This is a genomic window from Enterococcus ureasiticus (assembly GCF_001730285.1).
GTDB lineage: Bacteria > Bacillota > Bacilli > Lactobacillales > Enterococcaceae > Enterococcus_L > Enterococcus_L ureasiticus.
The window spans coordinates 21,618-41,349 of the sequence record NZ_MIJZ01000016.1 but is presented as its reverse complement, the minus strand read 5'-3'; the positions used below and the strand labels follow the sequence as shown (position 1 = coordinate 41,349).

The 19,732-nt window shown below is 35.7% G+C and carries 15 protein-coding genes; 10 read left to right on the top strand and 5 right to left on the bottom strand.

The window, feature by feature from the left end:
• Positions 1-21: 21 nt before the first annotated feature.
• Together BCR21_RS14465 and BCR21_RS14460 are read left to right on the top strand one after the other, a co-directional pair.
• Entirely contained in the window at positions 22-606 is a 585-nt protein-coding gene (locus tag BCR21_RS14465) for a sugar O-acetyltransferase (RefSeq protein ID WP_139125670.1), read from the top strand.
• Between the two features lie 383 nt (positions 607-989).
• A complete protein-coding gene (locus tag BCR21_RS14460) occupies positions 990-1,955 on the top strand; it encodes an immunoglobulin-like domain-containing protein (RefSeq protein WP_069647169.1) in 966 nt (321 codons plus the stop codon).
• A 68-nt stretch (positions 1,956-2,023) separates the two neighbouring features.
• On the opposite strand, the gene BCR21_RS14455 is transcribed toward BCR21_RS14460, so the two are convergent.
• The gene (locus BCR21_RS14455) at positions 2,024-3,484 is read right to left on the bottom strand and encodes a helix-turn-helix domain-containing protein (RefSeq protein ID WP_069647168.1); all 1,461 of its coding nucleotides are present in this window, start codon (positions 3,482-3,484) and stop codon (positions 2,024-2,026) included.
• A gap of 696 nt (positions 3,485-4,180) precedes the next feature.
• Here BCR21_RS14455 and BCR21_RS14450 point away from each other — a divergent pair.
• From BCR21_RS14450 to BCR21_RS14425, 6 genes are all read left to right on the top strand, one after another.
• A complete protein-coding gene (locus BCR21_RS14450; RefSeq protein ID WP_069647167.1) occupies positions 4,181-5,086 on the top strand; it encodes a phosphatase PAP2 family protein in 906 nt (301 codons plus the stop codon).
• A gap of 211 nt (positions 5,087-5,297) precedes the next feature.
• A complete protein-coding gene (locus tag BCR21_RS14445; protein ID WP_069647166.1) occupies positions 5,298-6,221 on the top strand; it encodes a phosphatase PAP2 family protein in 924 nt (307 codons plus the stop codon).
• Between the two features lie 205 nt (positions 6,222-6,426).
• Positions 6,427-7,740 (top strand): NCS2 family permease, encoded by a 1,314-nt coding sequence (locus BCR21_RS14440; RefSeq protein WP_069647165.1) that lies wholly within the window; start codon positions 6,427-6,429, stop codon positions 7,738-7,740.
• Positions 7,741-7,882: 142 nt separating this feature from the next.
• On the top strand, positions 7,883-8,251 hold the full coding sequence (locus BCR21_RS14435) for a MarR family winged helix-turn-helix transcriptional regulator (RefSeq protein ID WP_069647164.1): 369 nt from the start codon (positions 7,883-7,885) through the stop codon (positions 8,249-8,251).
• 87 nt (positions 8,252-8,338) lie between these two features.
• Positions 8,339-9,442: an NADH-dependent flavin oxidoreductase gene (locus BCR21_RS14430; RefSeq protein WP_069647163.1), complete on the top strand. Its 1,104-nt coding sequence runs from the start codon at positions 8,339-8,341 to the stop codon at positions 9,440-9,442.
• A 156-nt stretch (positions 9,443-9,598) separates the two neighbouring features.
• A complete protein-coding gene (locus BCR21_RS14425) occupies positions 9,599-10,063 on the top strand; it encodes a GNAT family N-acetyltransferase (RefSeq protein WP_084013334.1) in 465 nt (154 codons plus the stop codon).
• Positions 10,064-10,158: 95 nt separating this feature from the next.
• Here the strand turns inward: BCR21_RS14425 and BCR21_RS14420 are convergent, their stop codons facing one another.
• Positions 10,159-11,184 carry a YdcF family protein gene (locus BCR21_RS14420; RefSeq protein ID WP_069647162.1) on the bottom strand — a complete coding sequence of 342 codons (1,026 nt, stop codon included), beginning with the start codon at positions 11,182-11,184 and terminating at the stop codon, positions 10,159-10,161.
• 103 nt (positions 11,185-11,287) lie between these two features.
• Entirely contained in the window at positions 11,288-11,884 is a 597-nt protein-coding gene (locus BCR21_RS14415; RefSeq protein WP_069647161.1) for a lipoprotein BA_5634 family protein, read from the bottom strand.
• Between the two features lie 206 nt (positions 11,885-12,090).
• Here BCR21_RS14415 and BCR21_RS14410 point away from each other — a divergent pair, with 206 nt between their 5' ends.
• A complete protein-coding gene (locus BCR21_RS14410; protein WP_069647160.1) occupies positions 12,091-13,281 on the top strand; it encodes an AbrB/MazE/SpoVT family DNA-binding domain-containing protein in 1,191 nt (396 codons plus the stop codon).
• 71 nt (positions 13,282-13,352) lie between these two features.
• Here BCR21_RS14410 and BCR21_RS14405 read toward each other — a convergent pair whose 3' ends face one another.
• Together BCR21_RS14405 and BCR21_RS14400 are read right to left on the bottom strand one after the other, a co-directional pair.
• On the bottom strand, positions 13,353-14,210 hold the full coding sequence (locus tag BCR21_RS14405; RefSeq protein WP_069647159.1) for a sce7725 family protein: 858 nt from the start codon (positions 14,208-14,210) through the stop codon (positions 13,353-13,355).
• Positions 14,210-14,881, bottom strand: a complete 672-nt coding sequence (locus tag BCR21_RS14400) for a hypothetical protein (RefSeq protein ID WP_069647158.1) — start codon at positions 14,879-14,881, stop codon at positions 14,210-14,212. The genes BCR21_RS14405 and BCR21_RS14400 overlap by 1 nt, the downstream gene beginning before the upstream one ends.
• A gap of 365 nt (positions 14,882-15,246) precedes the next feature.
• Between BCR21_RS14400 and BCR21_RS14395 the strand changes: the two genes are divergently transcribed.
• Complete coding sequence (locus BCR21_RS14395) at positions 15,247-19,719, top strand: bacterial Ig-like domain-containing protein (protein WP_069647157.1); 4,473 nt, start codon at positions 15,247-15,249, stop codon at positions 19,717-19,719.
• The last annotated feature ends 13 nt before the right edge of the window (positions 19,720-19,732 follow it).

Here is a 19,732-nt window from a genome sequence, read left to right as displayed (position 1 = left end):
ATTTTATTGGGAGGGATTTAGGTGTCAAACGAGGATTTGCAAAAAAAACTAATGGGTGAAACTATATTGAAAGATTCTGAGCTATTTAAAGAAATTCACTTAATTAAACAAAATAATGAACGTCTGTTAATGGAACTTAATACGCAGTATCATACAAAAGAGAAAGTTTTAGAGTACATGGAAAAAATTACTGGGAAAAGCTTAGATAAATCTGTCACGATTTCACAGCCATTCTATAGTGATTTTGGAAAACATATTACTTTTGGAAAAAATATTTTTATTAATCAGAATGTAACTTTTGTGGATTTGGGTGGCATTACGATTGAAGATGACGTATTGATTGGGCCGAGTTCAAGATTGATTACAGTGAATCATTTGATTGATCCAAAAGCAAGACGAGGATTGAACGTGGCGCCAATTCTTGTTAAAAAGAATGCTTGGATCGGGGCAAATGCAACAATTTTACCAGGCATTACAGTGGGTGAAAATGCAATCGTAGCAGCTGATTCAACGGTCACTAGAAATGTTCCAGACAATGTTATTGTGGCGGGAAGTCCTGCTAAAGAAATTCGCAAAATTTTGGAAGATACTGAAAGTGATGCATAGATAAAATGTGATTATGCTAAAAGAGTAGCCGCGAAAAAGTATAGCGATTGATGACAAAGTAGTCGTTATTAAAGGTGCTTGATCAGATAATGTTGCATCTGTAATCGATCAGCCTGAAAGCGTAAAGGTAGTAGGTCTAACTAGCCAACCTTGGTAAGTAAAAAAGAACATAAGGATAGACTGTTTTATTGAGTCAATTACTTTATTATTGACTCTTTTTTGTTGTGAAAAAATTCAATGCTTATAATTTTACTTTTTTTACAAAACGAAAGGAACTTTCTGAAATTTAATATAAAATTTTCATCACAATTCGTATTATCCTTCTAAGTGTAAATAGTTGAATTTGAATTCAACAAAAATTTATCATTAGGAGGTTTTAGTTTATGAAGATGAAATCAGTTAAATTGTTGAGCGTAATGGGATTAGTAGCTGGAATGGGACTATTAGTAAGTACTATTAGCGGCAGTCAGTCAACGAATGCTTCTATGGACGCTTCTACACAAACAGTAGATTGTGAAAAACCGATGATTTTATTTCCTAATACCTTTGAATTAACGATGGACCAAGTAAAAGAGTTTGATCCCTTAAATGGTGTAAAGGGCTACGATAACTATGATGGAAATATAACAAATAAAATTAAAGTGGAAGGGCCTAGCGTTATTGCTGAGCCTGGAACCTATACATTTACTTATACATTAAAGGACAGCAGCGGAAATGTAGATAAAAAGGTCAGAACGTACACAGTGGTGGAAAATCAGCCAAAACAATCAGTTACTGAGCAAAAAACAACTGAGCCAATAGCTGAAGTTATGGAAGAAAACAATCAGTTCCAACCAATCGAAGTGGCCGAAAGTGAAGTAGGACAAGTTACAACTGAATCGCAAGAAACAGTCACAGAACTTGAAACAACAGCTGTACCACAAGAGCCTAGCAGTTCAGTTGTCAGCACTCAAGAATCAATTGCTCCGGCAACAATCAGCTTCTTAGGACAAACCATTTCATTTATTCAATGTAATGGTGCACCAGAAGCGCCTAATGTAGGGGCTGGAACTTGGACAGGTACAGGTGCTGTAAACGATCAATTACCAACCCATTTTATCGGACACAATCCTGGCGATTTTGCAGGTGTTATGAATATAACGATTGGAACACCAATAACTGTAGTTGATGGAAATGGAAATGCTAAGACATACGTTGTTTATGAAGTATTGGATGTAGCGGATGATGGTATCAACGCAAACGATCCATCCGATGACACTTGGGCAAGAGTGATAGAAGATGGCGGAGAACGGATTTCACTTCAAACCTGTATTACAGATACTGTAAATCGGATCGTATTGGCAAGGTAGTTATATAAAAAAAGGCTATTTATTTCAACGATATTTTCTGAAATAAATAGCCTTTTTAGTGTTTATCATCAAGAATTATCATAAGCGTACATTAGAATATTTCTAAGATCCAAAGAAAGGGTGCTTCTTGAAACAGGAAAAATCGTGCTGTCTGGTGAAATCTCATGATCAGCAAGTAATGCTCGCTCACATAGAATAACGTGAGACCAGGATTTAGCATAGACTGGTAATTCATCTATAGCATAATACATTCGATCGTCAATAAATTTATCAGAATGATTGATCCACTTCTCCAAGTGCTCTCGATATAAAATATGTGAGAATTCATCTTCTGCAACGACGAAAAAGATTTGTTTTTGCTGGTTTTTCTGTAAGAGTGTAGTCGAAACTTGTGAGGTGAACTTATCAATGATCGTATCCGTAAAATCTAGATCCGAATCAATATATTGTTTTTGCCACTCTTCAAGTATTTTTCGGACCGATAGAATCAAGGATAATTGTTCATCATTTAAGTAATAATGCTGTTCAACTAAAAAGGATTGAATATTTTGCCACGTAGAAAGTACAAGATTAATAAATGGCTTTTCAAACAAGATATTGTCGACTAAATTAACAGAAAAGTATTTTTCAAAATCACGTATAAGTGCACGGATTTCCGGTGAATTCTCAATAATTGTGTGACGTTCATAATCATGATCCATTTTTACGATTAAATAATTGGGCGTATTCAAGGAAATTAGTCGATAGGCAGCGGTAAGATAACCGATTTCATCATCAGAAAAAGTTGTCTCTACTTCACTTGGAAAAAAATGAACGATCGTCTTTTTTAGCTCCTTAAAAATGACGCTTTGACGAATCACGTTCAATTCATTTTCTGGATACTTTAGCGGATGGTCAGATGAGCGAGTCAATGACAAATAAACGTTCACTACTAAGAAGATGTACTCTCGCTTATTGATTTTTATATTGTTGGAAAAACGTTCTAACAGTTCATCAACAAATTGCTCTGCTATTTGCCAAAGCTCAGCTTTTGACCACAATTCTTTGAAATTGACCCTCATCAATATCGACAACACAACACTGCGATAACGTAATTCATCATGAATAAAATGGTTATTCTCATCCATGATTTTAGCATGCTTAAAGAAATCTTCCACATTCTTTTTTATTTGAAATGCTTTTGCGACAGAGACAAATTCATTTTCAACGATGGATAAATAATCAGTATCGCCAGATAAATATCTTAAACAAACGTTTAAAAATTTCGATTCTTCATAGATTTTAATAACCAAGGTATACCGAGTCAAATCACTTAAAAATACGGCAGATATCTTTTGACTAGTGCTAGTTGAATAAAGAATCCAATCGTCAAAATAAACTAAGATTTTGTCGAAATCGCGTTTGATGGTGTTGGGTGTCACATTTAATCGCTTGGCGGTATCTTTGATGGAAAGTTCCCGCATTTCAAATAGAAATTCAACTAGTTTTACCCTTCTCATAATATCTTTTTCGATATACTCTTCGATCATGTGTTCACTCCTCCAAAGGCTGTGGTTTCAAAATGAAAATAGTTCTAGATTATTTACAAATTTCCGGCTGTTTTTTTCAAAAAATTAGAATCTCTTCACTATTATCTTAATTCTATTTCGCTGTATTTACAAGGAAGTTCCTTAAAACGTGTAGCTGAAAACCAAAGAAATTAGAGGAGGAAGGTAAAGATATGTTTTTTTGAGTGCTAAAAGAAATATATCGGGATTAATGTCTTTTTATTTATAGTGAAACTAACAAAATGTATGATATTTGATATTAAGAAGTGATAAACTATTACTTGTGAGTGAATAAGAATGTTTAGCTTCGCGGGCTAGCTCCTCGGGAAAAAGATAAATTAAGAATGAGGCAAAAAGCACCTCAGTCGTAATTTTCTATTTTCCTGTCAGAGCTAAACGAGCCCGCTACGCTTTTAATGTTATCTAGCTTCAAGAGCTAGCCTTTCGGGAAAAAGATAAAAAATAAATGAGGCAAAAAGCACCTCAGTTATTTTTTCCTATTTTCCTGTCAAGGCTGACCAAGCTCTTTCAGCTTTTAATGTTATCTAGTTTCGCGGGCTAGCTCTTCGGGAAAAAGATAAATTAAGAATGAGGCAAAAAGCACCTCAGTCGTAATTTTCTATTTTCCTGTCAGAGCTAAACGAGCCCGCTACGCTTTTAAATTTAGGAGGAATAAAAATGTTAAAAAGAATGTCAGATAGTAGAAGAATTGCAATTGTTATCTCAATTTTTGTGGTTTTACTAGGGATTGGTACGTTTGGAGATTTGGCTATTTCCAATGCTGTGATGAGTCAAAATTCGTATATTGCGACCTTTTTGCAAAATTATGCCTGTTTTCCAGTAGGTGTTGTGATTATGATGAGTGGAGAAATTATTATTCATTATGCGGTTCGATCGAGCCAACCGTTGATTGCAAAAGTGTTGATCGTTGTTGCGGGGGTAGGGCTATCTTTGTATGGGATATGGTATTACTTAAAATTTGCTATCCAATATACATTATCATCAATCCAAAATGTAGAACACAATCGTCCGATCGGACAAGCAAATAATGATGGAGGCGTTAATCCTACGTTACCAACGTTTATCAATATCATTATTTGTATCGTGGTTTTTGCCATAGCAACATTGATTGTTCAAAAATGGCTAAGTCGTAAAACGTCGGAAGAGCTTGACCGTTTGATGCGAGTAGCTATTTTAGGCGTTGCAGTGGCGTTTGTTTATCTAATGTGTGTAGAGGAAATCAAAATTTTGTGGGGGCGTGTTCGGCCGTATGAATTAAATGCTGTTCAAGATAATTTTACGCCTTGGTACAAAATGAATGGGCCAACTGGACATAAATCATTTCCATCAGGTCACTCTTGTGAAAGTATGTTTGCTATTTTCTTCCCTTTATATGCTAGTCCAAAAAATAGGAAGCTTCGTAAACATTTATTGATTTTTGGTGTAGCTTGGGGCGCAATTACAGCAATCAGCAGAGTGCTTCTAGGGTGTCATTTCTTTAGTGATGCAACGATGGGGGCATTTATCATTATTTTCCTTGTCTTCGTTGGGACGAGATGTGCACAGTTGAAGTTGGTAGACTAAAAAAGAAGTGCAAAAGCAGATCAGTGTGACGTTAAGGAATAAAATCAACTAATCTCTAGAACAAAATTTAACGAATTTTGTTCTAGAGATTTTTTTATAGTCTAAAATAGGCGGTCAAAAAATTTACTTATTGTTAACGGAATCTATACGAAGAACATACAAGAACATAACACTTCTCATTTACAATTTAGTGTAGAGAGGAGGTTCATTAATGAACTTTATAAAAGAAAAAAGAGAACTAGTCATACTTGTAAGTTTAGGGATTTTGTTGTTGATCGGTGGGATATGGGATAAACAAATCAGTCAGGGAGTGATGAATCAAGGATCATTATTCGGCACTTTTTTTCAAAATTATGGATTGATTTTTCCAGGAATCATTATTTTTATGTCTACTCAAATATTTATTTATTATGCTAAAGAAAGCAATTTATCACACTTCGGTAAGGGGAGTATCTATTTTATCGCTATTATTGCGGGTTTATATCAAATTTGGCAAATGATCAAAATCATGCTTTTTTATACGGTCACTTCATTGAATAATAGTCAAAATAATCAACCAATAGGAGCTGCAAATAACGACGGTGGTGGAGCAATGAGTTTTCCAAATTGGTTCTTTCCAGCACTGGTTATTCTTTCTTTGCTTACTTTTGTGGTAGGGTCTATGCTGTGTAATCGATGGCTAAAAGGAAAAAATCAAGGGGAGTTAAATAAATTGGTTTTGGTTGGTTTAGGCGCAATAGTGGCGGTCTATGCTAGTAATACCATCGTAGATGTGATGAAAAGTCTTTGGGGCAGATTTCGTCCTTATGAATTGCAAAATAGCTGGGCGGATTATACAAATTGGTGGCGTATCAATGGAGCCAATGGTCATAAGTCATTTCCTTCAGGACATTCAGAACAAGCTTGGTTAGCCTTATACTTACCACTTTTTGTTGACCCTTTGAAGAAAAATAAACGGCAGAGAATTGTGATTTTGACAAGTGTATTCGGCTGTTTTGTCGCTTGGTCAAGGGTTCGAATCGGGGCGCATTTTTTGAGTGATGTAGCGGTTGGTTCTGCGATTGCTATTTTCGTGATTTATGTGGTTTCTCGTCTTTTAAATCAACGATTGGATGGAGAAGCTTTATCGGAATAATTTAGTTATTAATACTGAAATGACGGGTTTTCTTAGTGAAGAAAGCTTGTCATTTTTTGTTTGGGTTAACAGTTTTAGATAAATTGCAGTTAGTAAGCTTTGTATTTACTTATTCTATTCTTTATTATATGATTGAACACGTTGTTTAAGTAATACATCGCAATTTTACGAACAGTTTATTGTTCGGATTTTAGGAGGATATCAAGTGAAAGAAAAAATTATTTCCTATTTTGAGATCGACAAATTAAATACGACTGTGAAGCGTGAATTTCTAGCTGGGTTTACGACATTTATTTCAATGGCGTATATTCTATTTGTTAATCCAACTGTTTTAGGGGCTTCAGGAATGGATGAAGGTGCAGTTTTCACTGCAACAGCTTTAGCCAGTGCATTAGGCTGTATATTGATGGGGATTTTTGCTAAGTATCCGATTGCAACGGCGCCAGCACTGGGAATCAATGCCTTTTTTGCTTATTCTGTTTGTGTTGGGATGGGTGTTCCTTGGGAAACAGCTTTAGCAGGTGTTTTTGTCGCATCTCTAATTTTTATTTTGATCACGATTTTTAAGTTACGTGAATTGATCATTGATGCTATACCAGCAGATTTAAAATTTGCTATCTCTGGCGGGATCGGTCTGTTCATCGCTTTTCTAGGTCTAAGTGAAGGTGGGATCATTGTTTCTAACGAATCGACACTAGTTGCTTTAGGACCACTGAACGTTGGTTCGACTTGGCTGACTATTTTTGGTCTAGTGATTACAGCGATCATGATGGTACGTCGTGTTCCTGGCGGTATTTTTATTGGGATGACTGCAACGACTATTTTGGGATTAGTAACTGGTTTGATTGACGTACCCACTAAAATCATTTCAGGTGCTCCTAGTCTTAAGCCAACTTTTTTAGTTGCTTTAAAACATGTGGGAGATATCAATTCTCTACAGCTATGGGTTGTAGTGTTAACCTTTTTATTAGTGACCTTCTTTGATACGGCTGGAACATTAGTTGGTTTGGCGAATCAAGCAGGTTTTATGAAAGACAATAAAATGCCTCGAGTTGGAAAAGCACTCGCTGCAGATTCAACAGCAATGTTAGCGGGATCATTGTTAGGAACTTCTCCTGTTGGTGCGTATGTAGAATCTTCTGCTGGGATCGCAGTTGGTGGACGTTCTGGACTAACTGCTGTGACGACGGGTCTGTTCTTCATCGTTGGGCTATTTTTCTCGCCATTACTTTCAGTAGTAACGTCTCAAGTAACGGCCCCAGCGCTAATTGTTGTGGGTGTTTTAATGGCTCAATCGCTTAGCCAAATCAAATGGAAAGAAATGGAAATCGCAATTCCTTCTTTCTTGATTCTTTTAGGAATGCCTTTGACATACAGTATTTCTGACGGAATTGCACTTGGATTTATTTTCTATCCAATCACAATGATCGCTGCAAAACGAGGCAAAGAAGTGTCACCGATCATGTACGCTTTATTCTTTGTTTTTGTAGGATTTATGTGGATTTTGAATGCTAGTTAAGTGACGAGTACAATAAAAAAAGTCGTGCGACTACGGTCCATGGCTTTTCTTTTATTGGTAAGGTTCTTAAAATTTTGACTTTTTTACTAAAAACAAGCAAACTATAACTAGTTGAAAAGAATAATCAGGGAGGGATGATCAAATGGAAGCACCTCTTATATCACAATGGCTGGATTATACAAAAAAACAGTCCATAGTTGAAAAAAAATTAGAAGAAATGTTAAAGAAAAATAATCAACTTACAACAAGTGAGTATTATGCTTTATATCAACTCAAACAAAATGGACGCTGTATGAGGTTGAATGATTTAGGGAATCATCTATGTTTGAGTCAAAGTGCATTGTCCCGTCTGATCAATAGATTGGAAGATAGAAATCCTTCAGTGATTGAAAGAAGGATTTGTGCGGATGATAAACGTGGCGTATACGTAGATTTGACCAATGATGGAGCAAATCTAGTGTCGTCTGTTGAGCAAGAAGTAAATGCTATTTTGAAAGAATACTTTATTTAAAAGACTAAAGAGTTGCTTTTTAGTCTTTTATTCTTTATTATGTAATTAGTTGCATGCGCATGCATGTATAGTAGAGGAGGAAGATTGATGAATAACGTAGATACAGGTTTGACCTTTAAAAGAGGATTACATTTAAAAAATAGACTTGTTGTTGCACCAATGACAACCAAAATGTCTTTTTTTGATGGTGTTATAACGAATGATGAAATTGAGTATTATGCATTACGTTCAGGCGAAGTAGGTGCATTTATCACGGCAGCTGCTAATGTTCATGAAGGGGGCAAAGGCTGGGACGGAGAATTAGGTGTGTATGATGACCGTTTTATTCCAGGACTGGCTAAATTGGCCGCAGCGATTAAGAAGAATCATACAAAAGCGATTCTTCAAATTTTCCATGCTGGAAGAATGACAGATTCTAAAGTATTACATGGGGTTCAACCTGTTGCGCCAAGTGCGGTTGCAGCTGAAAGACCCGATGCGCAAACGCCAAGAGAATTAACAGAAACAGAAATTTTTGAAATTTTGGAAAGTTTTAAACAGGCGACAGAAAGAGCCATAAAAGCAGGTTTTGATGGCGTAGAAATTCATGGGGCGAATACGTATTTAAGTCAACAATTCTTCTCGCCGCATTCTAATCGACGTACCGATGATTGGGGTGGCACACTAGAAAAAAGGTTTAAATTTATCAATGATTTGGTTGATGGTGTTACAGAAGTTGTCGATCAGTCAGGTGTGAAGGATTTTGTCGTGGGCTATCGTTTTTCACCCGAAGAATATGAAGAGCCTGGTATTCGGTTGAGTGATACGCTATTCTTAGTAGACCAACTGTCTAATAAGCCTTTAGATTACTTACATTTATCAATCGGTAATTATAGAAATCATTCAGTTAGTGAGTCGTATAAAGAAAAACCAATCCTAGCGTATATAAAAGAAACGATCAACGGTCGTCTTCCACTGATCGGTGTAGGCGATATCAGAAATGGAGCAGATGCAAAAGAGGTTTTAGCGACTGCTGACTTAGCTGCTGTCGGACGGGCTATTTTAATTGATCCACATTGGGCGCAAAAAGTGCTAGATGATCAAGATCATTTGATTAGAACTGAACTTTCTCACTATGATCGAAATGAATTACGAATCAGCAATGGTGTTTGGAGCTTCTTAGAAGGCATGATGCCAGAGCGACTTAAATAAAAGAATACGAATGAAAAACTAGAAATAGTAGATAAAGTTGTAATGACTTATCTGACTTTTCTGGTTTTTTATTTATATTTATTTTAAACTATAGAAATAGGTACGATTGAATCAAAGCGGGAAGGGAAATAAAGCTTTAAAAAATGGAGGAACATAATGACAATTAAAATACAACGAGTTGCAACAACAAATTCAGATTTACTAAATTTAATCCAGGAATTAAATGATTTTTTCAATGAAGAATGGGGCACAGAGGTAGCGCAAAGCTATCAAAATCATCATAATCTGGCGGAAATGGCTTGTGCAGTTGTCGCGTATGAGGAGGGAAAAGCTGTTGGTTGCGGCTGTTGGAAGCTTCTAGATGAACAAACACCAGAAATTAAACGAATGTATGTAAAACAAACAAACCGCGGTAATGGCGCTGCTGGAAAAATCATGCAGGCGTTGGAAAGCGATATGCTGGAAAAAGGGTACCAACAAGCGGTTCTGGAAACCGGTAAAGAAATGGTAGGCGCTATTCGCTTTTATGAAAGACATGGATATCGAATCATTCCAAATTATGGGGAGTTTGTTGGAGATGAGTTGTGTATTTGTATGAAAAAAATACTCGAAAAGGCTTAAGTAAGGCGCAAATTCTCTATATAGCAAATAACAGCGAAGAAAAAAAGTAGCTCCTTTGAAAATAAGTGAGCTACTTTTTTGGATAGTATTCGTATTTATATCGGTAATAGACTAAGAATCACGAAGGCTAAGCAGGCTAAAATCATAGACAATGTAAACCATTTATATTGCGTCAATAAGGCAATATATTCTCGAATAAGTGCAGTCGGAAGAAAATACAGAGCAGTTGGAGCACCAATTCCCTCAGCTTTTAAGTGCGCTTTTCGTGCGTATAAAGCGCCTCGTAACACATGGTAATTATTTGTTGAGAATAAAATGATAGGAGCAGAGTCTTTACTTTTCCAGTCTTGAAAAATAACCTTTTTTGAAAAAACCATATTTTCAAAAGTTGTCGTCGATTGATCTTCCACTAGAATGTGAGTTTCCGGGATGTCCTGTGATAGTAAGTATTTTTTCATAGCAAATGCTTCTGAAACAGGCTCATCTGAACCTTGTCCGCCGCTAACAACAATTTTAGCATTTGGATTTTTATGATAATACTCAATCGCTTTATCTAATCGACTTTTAAGCAATGGAGGAACTTCTTCACTTCTGATACCAGAACCTAAAGTAATGATATAGTCTACCTTTTTTTTGATCGGGATCATTTGGTACATCCATGAATAAAATAAATAGCAAGCAAATAGAAAAGAAAAAAGTAAATCACTTAATAAGGCAAAAATCAAAATTGAAAATAGCCACGTAGGAACTTTACCAGCTCCTACAGACAATAAATAGAAAAAAGCAGGTACGGTGATGAGTAAATTGATCCCCAATAATGCGGAAAGCTTGGCTGTAACGCTGCGACCTTCTCTTGTCTGCATCGTATGCGTATTAAAAATGAAGAAAGCGCAAATGCCCAAAAAAATGAGTGGAAATAATGCATAGACAATAATAATGACGAATGTGGAAATGTTTGTAGAAATTTCCCCGATCTTAAACAACCCCATCATCAATAAAGTCAACGTAAGGAACAAGCCGCCAAAAGCAAAAATCATCCCGCCAAAGAAGCTTCGACGTTCCTTTAGTAAAACTAAGATACCAATAATAATAAAAACACAAGATACAATAACCAGTGGCATTATATTTAACTCCCTTTCACCAAATAAATAGGATGAAACAAAAGCAGCTACTTTTGTTTCATCTCTTATGCAAATTTAATGAGAGTAGAGCTGATTGTAAAGTTTACGCTCCACTCTCATTATATAGTTGATTCATTTCGACTTTATTATAATTGATTAGGACCTTTGATGCATCTGATTTGACTTTTAAGACGCCTAAACTAATAGGTGAACCAGTAAAGGCATTGTATTGCTTATCTGGAAGGATTAACAAATTATTGACATGAGCAGAGGACTCACCTAACGTAACGTACTCATTAATAGGAGATGGAAAGGCTTTGTATGCTTCGTCAGTGACCATAGATGTACTTTCTTTTGAAAACGAGGATACTTCATTCGGAGAAATTTTTTTAACAGGTTCAAATTTATAATTATCTTTTGAACCTGTTACTTTTTTGAAGCCATTAAACACAATTATTTTTTTTGCATCTGTTACGTTCAAAGCAAGGGTTTTTGTCGGTTCGACCCATTTACCCTCAACAACTACATGTTTCTCGATATCTTTTTTTTGTGCGTTGATGGAATTATTGACTTTTGTTCCATCCTTGTCTAAAAGAATGATTCCGTATACTGGTTTATGTTTAAAATTATTATAAAGAAAGAGTCCTCCTATCGATAGAACAATTAAACTTAAAATAGAAATAAAAAATTTTTTTAACATGAAAAATCTCCTTTTATCATTATTTAACGTTAGTATATAAAAAAAAGAAAAGATCAAACATCGATTAACGAACATTAAAACGAACAATAGTGAAAGGTAATAAAATCTTTTATACAGGGGACTTTTCTAATTTTGTATATATAACTTGCTTTTATATCAAAGCAATCTATACTATTTATGAGATGTTAAATTCAGGGGGAATGGGTATGGAAGAGAAAAAACTTAGTATCACACTGCCAGAAAAGATAGTAGAAGAGTTTCATTTAGAAAATGAAGATGACGTGACTGTAAGTATTAAAGATCAAAAAATAGTGATTGAACCCAAAAAGAAAATAGCAGGCAACCAGACGCTTTCGCTAAGATGGTTTTTGATCCCAACAACTGTGATCAGTATTCTATTTTTAGCTTACTTATTTTATACTAACAAAAGTCAAATTGCGTTGGTAGGTGCGTATTCAATTGCGAATTTTGTCCTTTCGTTGGGTGTATTAAGTGGGGTTTTCAGTTTTTTACTCTTTTTTATTAAAGGAAAAAGAAATCAAGTTACAACGCAATCGAAAGATATTTATTGGCGGAATTTCCCAACGATCTTACTTTCATTTATTGTTATTTTAGTTTTTGCATTGTTAGTTTTTTTCAAAGTGATCGGGTTGGTTTTTATTGGTGCAACGTTTGATCGTTATACCGCGACCTTATTATTTTTTGTGTTTGTTGGATTCGTCAATTATTTTATGATTTATTCAGCATTGTCGATCACACCGGCGAAATTGACTAATTTACTGATTTTTGTGATTATCGGCGGCGTTTTGTTGGCCATGATCACAAATAAAGATTACCAATGGTGGCAATTTAACTTTAGCTTTTTAGGAACGATCGAGGCAAAAAGCCGCTGGCAATTTAATTTAACGTTGATGTTTTCCTCATTACTGATGGTGGCATTGATCGATGGGCTGTTTGTAGAGTTGCAAAAAGCGATTCCGCATAGTAAACGACTAACGATTTTGCGTATTCTTTTAACCTTAACAGCGCTAGATCTCGGAGCTGTGGGATTATTTCCTTATACAGAAACAGGCCCGTTTCAAGGCGTCCATAATCAAGTCGCTGGTTATTTAGTTTATTTGATCGTGATTTTGATTGTTGGAATCAAGTGGCTATTACCTAATGTAACCAAAGAATTTTTGTCGATTTCTTATATGATTGCAGCAACATTAGTTGTAGTCGTGGTGTTATTTCAATGGACAAGTTATCTTTCGCTCACGGCATTTGAGTTGTTATCTTTCATGTTGGCATTTAGCTGGATCGTTTTACTGCTTCAAAATCTGCAGAAAATGGCGCAAAATATCAATAATACATTTCAGGCGAAAGTTAAACTGGATCCTGAAAAACAAGAAGAATAATAAAAGTAAAATAAGGGTAGAGCAAGGCTTTTTAGTTTTGCTCTACCCTTATTTTATTATACAAGCGATTTTTATTTGTCTAGATAACGTGACATTAGTTCCATATGATGCATGACAGCCGCTTTTCTCATAACGCCCATACCAGGGAATTTATCGTTTGAAACAGCCGCAAGCAGCAACTCAATCCCTAAAGTGAGATTCTCACCACACAATTTATTTTTCCACTCGCTGATCTCATCCATGAGTTCAAAAAATTTATCTTTTTGTGTGGGAGCCTCTTCAGTTGAAAGGAAATGATGGATTCGCAACGAATCGTTCTCAAAATAAACAAGATGCAAACTCAGGATTTTTGACGGATAACTGTGTTCATAGTAAATTCGGCTATCGATAGAAAAATCACTAAATCCAACAAAACCGCTTTTTTTAAAGGTCAAATGAGTATCTGAAAAAAATTCATCTGGGCATTCTTGATAAAAACTCGTTTTAGGTAATCTGGTAAAAACATCTTGTGACAGAATTTTTTCGCCTTTGATTTTTTGTAGTAAACGGAATTCTTTTGGTATCAAAACTTTCGTCTGATTGGCTTGCCAATCACTTTGTAATGCAGGTGTTGAATCACCAATCACAAATAAGTGAGGTTCTTCGCTCAAGGTTTCGATAGGTTGCTCCACGATCACTGCTTTTTCCAAAGATAACGCGTTTAGATAAAGGACTCCTTCTTTAGTCAGAAAGTCACCTGTTTGAGGGTTTTGGATAAGGTAAAATGGTTGGTTTTCTCTTTGGAATAAGTCAATAAATTTTTTTAATGCATTAGAATTTTTGACTGGTTCAATGATTGGCAGGATGTGTGTAGATAAGCGATTTTTTTCTACTAAGGTTGTCAAAGCGAGTAAATCAAACTGCTTACCACGAAAATAAGGATAATACATTATTTCCCCTCCAACAGACGCTGTTCCAATTCGAAATAAGTCTCACGTGTGGCATCTAATTCATTTTTTAAGGCCTCGATTGCTTGATCACAAATATCATCAGCGAAGCGATCATAAAAATTCACTCCACCACCAAACAAGTCATAATCCGGTTGTCTTTTTTTCAACTCTTTGTATAGCTGATCCGTCGAAAATACCCGTAACCCGCGGGATGTCTGCTTGGCTTTACCGACTTCGCGAGCTTGGGCTGTGATCAAACGAAAAAGCAATTCTTGCTCATTGACCAAAAGCTCTTGTCTTTGCGGTTTCTTTTCTATTGTAAAGTAGCCCGGTAACATTTGCTCTTCCTCCGAAAGGTATTGATGATAAACCATAACTCCGATATGACTAGGAATTTCTTCTTTGATTTTTTCAAAAAGAGCAACGGGTAAGACAAAATAATTATAGTTTCCAATAAAAGAAAGTTTTGCTTTTGAACGGAAATCAGCTTTACTAGCCTTTAATTCATAGCAACGCCATTCAAATTGTTTCTCAGCGGTCAAACGGCAACTCAGCGTATCAACAATGCCTTGTTCGGCGGGCATCGTTACCTCTTCTACCACGATATCTCCATTTTCTCGACAATAATAATATAGAACTTCTTCCATTTGGGTCGTTAATGATGTTTTCATTCTTGACTCCTTTTTCTTTTCTTCTACTATAAAACGTATGTTCGTAAAAATAAAGCTTTTTTTTGTTTTGGTTATAAATAAAAATTCATATTAATTTATTAATTAGTAATATGTTAGCTCGAAAATCAATATAATTATTTATAAATATGGATTAAATATTCGTAAATAGTCCGATTTTTAGTGAAGTAGATCATCAACATCTGGAACGGATTTACGTGTGTTTATTGAATAATATAGCTTTTTCACTAATTATAACAGCGTATATGTTTTTATTTTTCGTTAAAATATAAAAAAATAATCATAATAAAGTTTAAAAAAGTATATTATATAATTGTATTAAAATATTAAGAATAAGGAGTTCGTTCATGAAAAAAAGAAAATTACATATATTGATGCTTGCAGTATTACTCACTCAAAGCTTCGGATCGACTGTAAGTGCATTTGCAATAACTACGAATAATATAGATGACCTTTCCCAACACAAAGATTCTACTGACACATCGTCAGAGATAAATTCTGAAACTAATTTGGAGAATGAGGCATTAGAATCATCAACAGAAAATCAAAATACTGAGACTAGCGGAACGAGTGAAACAGCAGCTAGTAATCTGCCGACTGAAGCAGAGAACAATACGGCCGCTGAAATCAACGCAGATTCCATTACAGACAATACACAAATTCCTAAAACGAAAAACGCAGATACAAATGTCACGATTGAAGATGAGATATTGGCAAACATGACGCTTACCAATATGGATGGTGTTGAATACAGTCAAAGTACGTTAAACAGATTATTGAATACAACACCGGTAACAGCAAAATTGAACTTTGTGATCGAAGACAAAGATTATGCACCAGGTTCAGTGTATACGCTGCTATTACCTGATCATCTAGGCTATTCAGATATTAGCGGTGAAGTAGCGAATGTTGGGGCGCATTGGGCAGTCGATGCCAAAAACAAAACATTGACGATTACGTTTAATCAACGAGTCACTGAAACACGATTTAGTTTAGAGTTAAAAAGTTATGTATACGCAGATACAACCCCTTTAGTTACGATTGAAACACCAGGTCAAACAACGAATCGGTATAACTTTGACTTGTATGAAGACGTCGCTCCTATCAAATATGAAGAAACGACTAGCCAATACGGACTCAAAGGGAATGTTTATTATAACTTGGATAGAACATTATCTGGCAAGCAGACATTAGAATTAGTGATGTCAGAAACACCTGGAGCAAAATTTTATAATACCTCTAAAGAAGAAATTGGTGTTTTCTCATATGATGTAGATATCAACGGTAATGTGATTCCAGATTCCAAACAACTCTTAGAAAAAGATAAGGATTATACAATCGATGAAGACACTACATACAGAGGAGCAGTCACGATTACAACTATGGAGCAACAAAAAGCATATGCCTTATCTGTTGATCGTGCCTTAGCGTTAGAGAGTGTTTCCAATTATTCTTACAGTTTTTACAATCAATATCCGACGACTAAATTAGGATCAGTTAGTTTAAATCGTTCCTCTGCCCAATATGGCGGGCTTGAATTTACCGCAAAAACAAGCAAAGATCAAAAATCTTTAAAAGAAATGAGTTTAGGCTCGTTACAAAGTGCTAGTTTCCAAGAAAAAGGAAATTATTATATCTATATTTACAATCTACCTACACATACCAAAGTAGGTGAACAAATCATTTTGGAAAGTAAAAATGGACAAAAAATCACGGACGCTCAACTTTCTGCTTATAACGTAGAGTACAAAGCAGTTCCAATCACGGATTATTTTGAGGTGAAAAAAGAAGAGAATAAATTGATTTTAACCGCAACGAAAGATAGTGTGTTAAGAATAAGAGCGGATAAGCTGATTATTCCTTTTGAACAGAAAGATATTGATATTGCGCTTAGTACACCAGTTGTCAATGGTGGAAAAGAAATAATGCTAGTATCGGACCAGTACCTTCAACCAATCTCCATTATCAATCCAAACAATGTAGAAACGGCTTGGGGGAACTATGATAAAAACGGAGCTTATATGGGAGATACAACAATAGCGATCGAAGGAAGCGATAAAAATCCTGTAAAGAACGCGACAATCAAAATTGAACACCCAAACTATTTACAGTTAAGAGCACCTAAAGGGGAGTACGACTATTACAAACTAGACAAAGATTACACGATAACGGCAGTTGAAGGCGGCTCTCTTATTAAATTTACAACGCCAGTCACACGTTCTTTCAATTTAGATCTAGGTTTCAACTATGTACCAGATAGTCTAGAAAAAAGTAAAAGTATCCCTGTTGATACACTTGCTGTGACGTTAAGTGCAGATGACTATGAGGCAGTGGAAACAACCGTTAGAACAGGTAGAAAACAGTACTCTGAGCGTACGCTTCAAGCTAGCAAAAATCAATTTTTAGTAAACGCAAGAAATGATTCTTTCGATTCCTTGAGCGTAACAACGAAAATTCCAACTGGTGTAGATGTAGCTTTTGATATTTATGATGTTTCAAATGACCAAGTGGAATCAATTTATCCCCAGTATTGGGATCGTGGGTACTACTTTGATAAACCTTTAGCACCGACTAGCGCAGCGTATCCAAAAATTACATTTGATGAAGCGACGAACAGTTATACATTCGATTTTGGTAAAACCTCAAAACGTTACATTATTGAATACAAATACGCAAATGGCTGGATCGATACCAAAACAATCAATGTGACTGGAAGTGCTGCTGAACCATTATACGGAAATCAGATAATGTCAACGAGTGTTTCTGTAAACAATGAAGGAACAGAGATCTTATCTGCCAGTCAAACAAGCCATGAATCATTAAAAAATGTAACGAAAAATGAAGTGAAAACCAAAAATATCAATAACGGAACCCGCAAAGTCAAAAATCCAACTTTTGATATTTCGACTAAAGGAACAACGAACGCTGGAATCGACTTAAATTCGATCATAGTAACGAATGTCCCTCAAGATGCGTACACAGTTAAACAAACAGCAAACGGTGCTCAAATTGTTTTTGATAATTATACGCTAACGGAAGATATTACGATTACCTACAATACAATTTCTAAAAATGCTGGACAAATTTCTACTGAAACGACTATTAGTGCGGATAATTTAGCACAAATGGCAGAAACGCGCAGAAAGGTTGCGACAACACCTCTTGTTTTGAGATTCTCTGATGGTGATGCAGAAGGAGTCGTTTATTTGGCTCAAGCGAAATTTCACACGTATAATGAAAAAGATCAAGCAATAAATATTCCAAATGTTCCATTTGAACTGATCGACAATGTGACCCATAATAAAACAGGGTTTACGACAGATGAGGATGGCGAATATAAATTTGACGCAATCATGTCTGGAGAATACACGCTAAAAGCAAACGATATACCAGCAGGTTATACGATCGATGAAAAATACATGAATGGCAAAGAAATCAAATTGACGAAAGATGCGAATTCAATTGAAATTCCACTTAAAGAAAAAGTAGATCAAACAAGTGTCAGTGCAAAAGATTCAATCATCTATGTAGGAACAAATTGGCAACCAGAAGATAACTTTACAGAAGCAACTGATCAAGATGGAAACCCAATTATGTTTGATCAAATTACGGTAAGTGGAACGGTAGACACTACAAAAGTAGGAGATTATGAGATTACCTATCACAATCAAGGCAAAGAAGCGAAAGCGATCGTTTCTGTGGTTGCTAATCAGGAGACATTAGCAGTTAAAGACTCAACGCTTTATGTAGGTGATGCATGGCAGGCTTCAGATAATTTTGTTTCAGCAACGGATGAAAATGGAAAAACTATTCCGTTTGAAGAGATAACGTCTTCTGGAACGGCTGATACAACAAAACCAGGGAGCTATAATGTAACTTATCATTACGGAAATCAAACCGAAGTGGCTAAAATCACTGTATTACCCAATCAAACCACAGTTCGTGGAAAAGATTCAACCATTTTTGTCGGTACAAATTGGACACCAGCCGATAATTTTGTTGAAGCAACAGATAAAACAGGAAAACCTGTTGCCTTTGATCAAATTACTGTAACTGGATCTGTCGATACAAGTAAAGTTGGCGATTATGAAGTCACCTACGAAAATCAAGGGCAAAAAGATTCGATAATGGTTCATGTTGTAACGACACAAGAAACGCTTGCTGTTAGAGACTCTACCATCTATGTAGGAGATACTTGGGAAGCTGCAGATAACTTTGTATCAGCGACAGACAAAATGGGTAAAAATAGCCCAATTCAAAACATAAAAGTAACGGGCACTGTAGATACAACAAAAGCTGGCGTTTATGAAGTTGTTTATGAAACGAGCACGTTAAAAGAAACAGCAAAAATAACAGTAAAAGCTGACCAATCAACATTAGTCGTAAAAGACTCAACTATTTATGTCGGTGATGACTGGAAGAGTGCAGATAACTTCGTGTCAGCAACTGACCGCGACGGTAAAGCTATTTCTTTTGAAGAAGTAGAAGTCGCAGGAACCGTTGAGACTAAAGAAAAAGGCAAACATGAAGTATCTTATACGGTTAAAACAACGAAAAAAACTGAGCCAAATAAAGCCAAAAAAACTGTAGAAGCAGAGAAAAAACTGACTGCCACAGCAAAAATAACAGTACTGGAAAAAAATGCACCTAAACCAAACGAAACAAATAAGAATCAAACCCATATTGCGAAACCAGACAAACAAGGGAATTACCCTAAAACAGGTGAAACAGTCAATCATTATTTCAGTTTGATTGGACTCTTAGCGGTATCGATCACCATAGTTGGGATGATCCGATTAAGAAAAAGAAGAACAGATTAACTGAATGATACGT